3 protein-coding genes and 2 pseudogenes are annotated in these 5,426 nt (G+C 44.6%); 1 reads left to right on the top strand and 4 read right to left on the bottom strand.

What is annotated here, in order from left to right:
- Positions 1-1,995 (bottom strand): annotated as a pseudogene (locus F6K38_RS34380) (hypothetical protein); the annotation flags it as partial.
- A gap of 16 nt (positions 1,996-2,011) precedes the next feature.
- The gene (locus tag F6K38_RS34375; protein ID WP_287359593.1) at positions 2,012-2,665 is read right to left on the bottom strand and encodes a phage tail protein I; all 654 of its coding nucleotides are present in this window, start codon (positions 2,663-2,665) and stop codon (positions 2,012-2,014) included.
- Between the two features lie 104 nt (positions 2,666-2,769).
- Between F6K38_RS34375 and F6K38_RS34370 the strand changes: the two genes are divergently transcribed.
- Entirely contained in the window at positions 2,770-2,994 is a 225-nt protein-coding gene (locus F6K38_RS34370; protein ID WP_287359591.1) for a hypothetical protein, read from the top strand.
- Here F6K38_RS34370 and F6K38_RS34365 read toward each other — a convergent pair.
- Both F6K38_RS34365 and F6K38_RS34360 read right to left on the bottom strand, forming a co-directional pair.
- Positions 2,991-5,075, bottom strand: a complete 2,085-nt coding sequence (locus F6K38_RS34365) for a LamG-like jellyroll fold domain-containing protein (RefSeq protein ID WP_287359589.1) — start codon at positions 5,073-5,075, stop codon at positions 2,991-2,993. The genes F6K38_RS34370 and F6K38_RS34365 overlap by 4 nt on opposite strands.
- Positions 5,076-5,183: 108 nt before the next feature.
- Positions 5,184-5,426: pseudogene (locus tag F6K38_RS34360) on the bottom strand (hypothetical protein); the annotation flags it as partial.

Raw genomic sequence — 5,426 nt, 5'->3', positions numbered from 1 at the left:
TGTTTTTGTAAAGTAAATATCTGAATTACCTGCACGAATCTCACCATCTACCAACAGATTAGGTGTGCCAATCAAATGAAAGCTCTCATCATCTGTAAATCTTGCCCAAACTTTATTACTTTCCTCCGGTTCCCTGATTTCTAGATTCTCACCATTTCTGGCTATTTCCCAATCATTTGTTGAAGGTCTGAAGGCATCCTTTGCCCTAACAATTCCATCTACAATTAGTTCTCCATTACCTTTTGGTATAAGGTTAATATCCTGATCAGTATTACTTCCAATCGCTTCGATCCGATTGTAGCCAATTCCAATCCCTTGGGTGAGATTTTGGGCGTAGAATGCCCCGATATCAGCATCTGCGTTGTTATGGCTGGCTCTAACTCTCAATTCACCGCTTTCCACATGAAGCTTCTTGCTCGGTCCAGTTATCCCGATACCAAGGCTACCTGCAAAGGAAGAGTTGCCTGTACCTTTGACAGTCAAACCACCATTGGCTGCTGTGGTTAACACCATTCTCTCATTAGTGCCATTAGTATCTCTCCAGGAGTGGTTGCCATTGGCAGCATAAAATAAAGTCTGACTATTGATACCCAGTCCGTATCCATCCCAAAGTTGCAATTTTAGGTTGTTGGTAGTGTCACTATTTGTAAAGACAATTTGTTGAGCACCATCGAGTTGAATCTCGCCTGCGCTAACCGTCAACTTCCCTTGTACTTTTAATTTCGATGAACCTGGATCTGTTGTGCCGATACCAACCTTGCCTGCGAAGTAGTTATCTTCAGTACCTCCAAACCATGCAGAATTGTCTGCACTCCCAGTCCATCCACCATGCTCTACAAAGAAACGAACTGATTCCCCTTCGCTTCTGACTTGGAAGATAGGCTCACCAGCATTGGGATTGGATTGGACTCGATAGACTAAGCCGGTTGCCCCTTGAGTACCGTCACCGCGATGATTATTGCTGTTGGGAGCTTCCATCAGCAGAGTACGCTCACCAGAGGTGTTGCTGCTAGCACTAAAGGTGCCAGTGACAGTTAAATTCCCTTGTACTTTTAACTTTGATGAACCTGGATCTGTTGTGCCGATACCAACCTTGCCTGCGAAGTAGTTATCTTCAGTACCTCCAAACCATGCAGAATTGTCTGCACTCCCAGTCCATCCACCATGCTCTACAAAGAAACGAACTGATTCCCCTTCGCTTCTCACTTGGAAGATCGGGTCACCGTTATTGGGATTGGATTGGACTCGATAGACTAAGCCGGTTGCCCCTTGAGTACCGTCACCGCGATGATTGTTGCTGTTGGGAGCTTCCATCAGCAGAGTACGCTCACCAGAGGTGTTACTGCTGAAGCTTAAACTTCCATTTACTGTGGTATCACCTGTAACACTCAAATCTCCCTCAATAACAACCAAACTACTGGCACTATTACCACCAGAACGCAGGGTCGGTCCAGTGATTGCACCACTATCCAAATTACCACTAGGCAAACGCACTCCAGAATACTGGCGTACACTGAGATCAGGAGTCACATTACCGTTTCCAGCAATTGCCAGCTTTGCCAGAACAATCGAGTCCTCAGGCACATTTCCCAGGGTAGCAACTTGGATATTGGGTTTTTCGTGCCAGCGCCTGGCACCACTGCTACCCAAACCTCCATCAGTTGTTTGATCCGATTGTTCTTCTTGATAGGAAATAACTAAGTAAACTTCCTGATTTTTGTGGGCACTGAGATCAATTGGCGGAGAGTTTGTACTCAGAATAATCTGTCGGCCTTCACTGTCAAGAGCCGTACCAGGTTTGACAATCACCTGATTAGTGTCAGTCTCAAGAGTCAAACCATCACAAATGCCCGAAACCCGGAGGAATTGGTCTAGGCGGCGCTGTCGGTCAATATGATATTTTTGTTCATCAATAAAATCCTGGTCTTTTAAAAACTCACCGTCGAAGTAGCGTACTCGCTTGTCAATGTAAGGATACTGAATATAATCTGCCATTTTAATTCTCCCTTAGTTACGATATCGTTGTGGTGCCCAATAGTGTAGTCTCCCCAACGATGATGCCTGGTTTACTTTCAGTGGGCTGATTAATAATTTGCATACCGGGTATTAACACCCGCAAAGCATAAAACGTGTGAGCTGGTTTCTCCTGATTCACAATTGCCTTAGCAATCTCTTCCTGACGTTGCAGCAGTTTAGGGTCTCGCTCATTCAAGGTGATTGTCACCTGGAAGTAGTGAGGGGGTTGTTCAAATTCGTAGATTTTGACGTCTTCTTGAGTGTAAAGTTCTAGCATTTGCTTCACTCCCGCCTTAGTCCCCCGTTGGCGATAGAGAGGCACAATATTGCTGATAAATCGGCGTTTAGTCTCCTCACTCCAATCATCTCGCAAACTTAAAGCCACCCAACTGGCCAGCCAAGGTATAAACTCAGTTGGTGCTATCTCTGACTCTACTGGTAAATCAGGATGATTATAGGGATTGAAGTAAGTAGGGATACGGTCAATGTACTCTTCTAGAGCCAACTGCTCAGGATTCGGATCATCAGTATCCCTGGGTAAAAAGCCACTCATTACCCGCTCCAACGCTAGCAGGAACCGACCAACAAAAGGGTCTTCCTGAAAGTTAGCTGGTAGATAGTTTAGATAGCTACTTGGGTTGTTGGACATAAGCGCGTTTGTATCTAGGTTTTAAACACACGAATTGTTGAAAAAGGGAATAGGGAATAGGGAATAGGGAATAGGGAATAGTGGGGAGATGGGGAGATGGGGAGATGGGGAGATGGGGAGATCACTTGCCTGTTCCCGATTCCCTATTCCATCCTGGGAGTTCCTTGAGGGCATCGGTGGGCATTGCCCATTTAATTGATCCGGGAACTGATCAAAGAGCTTCCGAGAGCAATGCCCACCCTACTACGATTCCACTCACTGTTCCCTACTCCCTACTCCCGATTCCCGATTCCCGATTCCCGATTCCCGATTCCCTACTCCCTTACTAACTAGTTAATTGCCATTGCTCCCCTATGTATTCCATGATTACTAAATTCAACTGTACGTTAAAGTCTACTAACTCATAGTTTTTAAGTTTAACTCTGATCAGCTCTTTTTCGATAAACTGGTAGGTGTCTTTCGGTTTACTGCGTTCCTCCCGCCAGGTTCCTAACTGAACCACCTTTGTACCTGTGGTTGGAGCTTGGCTGAGAGCTTGTTTGAGGGTAATTTTATTGCTGGAAAAATCAACAGTGTCAATTTCTCGATTTTCTGGATTGCTATTAGTAGGAATGATCCCAACCGTATCCCCCGCTGCCAATCCCGTTACTTGATTCACCTTGAACTCAAGGTTGGAGATAACTTCGGTAATCTCAAAACTAAGGGGACGGAAAACCATGGTACCTAGTCCATAAGCTTTATTTAAACCTGAAGACAAGGTCAATTGTTTTAGTCCTTCCTCAATACTACTAATAGTATAGTATTCCTGATCACTACTGCTGGGGTCTAGTTGAATAGTATCCCCTAGGTTAAAACCGGTGGTGTCTTGAACCGTAATCTGAGTCTGGGATCTTGAGCTTGCCTGAGTTAAAACAGTAGTGGTTAGCTCATGAGTATGAACCATGACATCCTCGACATAGTCCACTCCAGGGATGCGATCCAGTAATTGATATAGCTCCGAAACGTAAATACTCCTACCAAAAGGCCAACCCTGACCATCCCAATAAGACTGGGAATTAACTGGGTGGAAGAAAGCTTGTGCTTCCTGGTTTGCCTGGTCTTGAACCTGCTGGGCATTGCCCCCCGCCACTAGATAGAGTCGCGCCCAAACTCGCAAGGGTAGGTAGTCTGGGGTAACTACGTGATGGCGTACAGTCAGCAACCGCCGTTCATCCAAGAAAGACCATAAGCCTTGCAACAGTGAAGCAGTGATATTGGGTTGATACCAACTGGCTCCTTGGATAGTTCCATGATTTTGGTTAGCAGTCTTATCCTTAGCAATGCTACCAGAGCCTTCACCCAAATCCCAGCAACCAACTAATCCCTTTTCTGTACCTTTAAGAAAGTCATTCATCTCCTGTTTAATGTCTGCCTGCAAGCGGACTCCCTCCCAAATCCGCAATTGAGTAATTATGCCTTGGAAATAATTGCTTTGGTTACCTCGACAGCCAAGATAAAGGGATGAATTATTAATTGTATTATCTGAAGTGATATCTTCAGTAAAGCCTTCTAATTCTCCATCAAGATATAAGTACAGTGTTGAACTATCTTTTACAAAAGCAACGTGATGAAAGTTGTCATCATTAATCGCTTTGGTAGAACTAATGGTAGCAAAGTTAGTACCATCACTTCTAGTTACCTGTAATTTACCAGAGCGATTTTCATATCTAATCCCATAAGGAAAACCCCCAGAACCACTACCTTTTTCTAGGATACTATTATGGGTTTCTTGGGTTCTAGCTTGTACTTTTTCAGGTCTGACCCAAAGTTCAATGGCAAAATCGTGATCGTTCGCAAAATTGAGTTGGTCTGAGTGAGGGATTTCCAGATAATCATCCTGGCCATCAAAGGAGAGCAAACTGTAGTTATCAGCTAAAGTTTGAGGAACCACCAGCAAGCTAATGTTTCCTGGGGCTGGTTCTTCTCTGGCAGTTGCTTGACTCAAAGCCAGATTCTGCTGAGAAATGCATTTAGCCCTAGCGACTACCCCAAAAGGACCAAGAGCCTTAGCGGTTGGTGTTTCCTGCCAGTCTTGTAGTACCAGTTGTTCAAAGTCCTCACTACTGACTGCCCGGTAGCGTTGCCGCAAATCCACAATGGTTTGCTGCACTGCTGTCTCCAAATCCCCTTCCAGCTGCCACTGGGAACCATTAAGCAGCTTGAGAAACATTTGTGTGTTTTCATCTGGAATCTGATTAGTCCGGTAAATCACCATCTCCGTCAACCAAGCCAACATCTCGATCAGGATGATGCCAGGGTCAGTAGGATTGTGGTCAGTCCAATCAGGATACTCTTTCGGTATTAGAGAAATAGCCTCTTCTAAGAGGTCAGCATAATTACGGTCATCTAGGTTAGGTAGTGGTAGTGGCATTTGTCATTAGTTGGTTGTGAGAATTTAGAATGTAGAATGTAGAATTTAGAATTTAGAATTTAGAATGGTGAAGGCAGAATGGTGAATGGTGAAGGCAGAATTTAGAAGTTAGAATGGTGAAGGCAGAAGGCAGAAGGCACAAGGCACAAGGCAGAAGGCAGAAGGCAGAAGGCACAAGGCACAAGGCACAAGGCAGAAGGCAGAAGGCAGAAGGCACAAGGCAGAAGGCACAAGGCAGAATGGTGAATGGTGAATGGTGAATGGTGAATGGTGAATTCTAACTTCTAACTTCACCATTTTAACTTCTAACTTCACCATTTTAACTTCTAACTTCACCATTTTAACTTCTAA

The organism is Moorena sp. SIO3B2, assembly GCF_010692525.1.
Classification (GTDB): Bacteria; Cyanobacteriota; Cyanobacteriia; order Cyanobacteriales; family Coleofasciculaceae; genus Moorena; species Moorena producens.
This window is presented reverse-complemented; position numbering and strand designations above follow the sequence as displayed.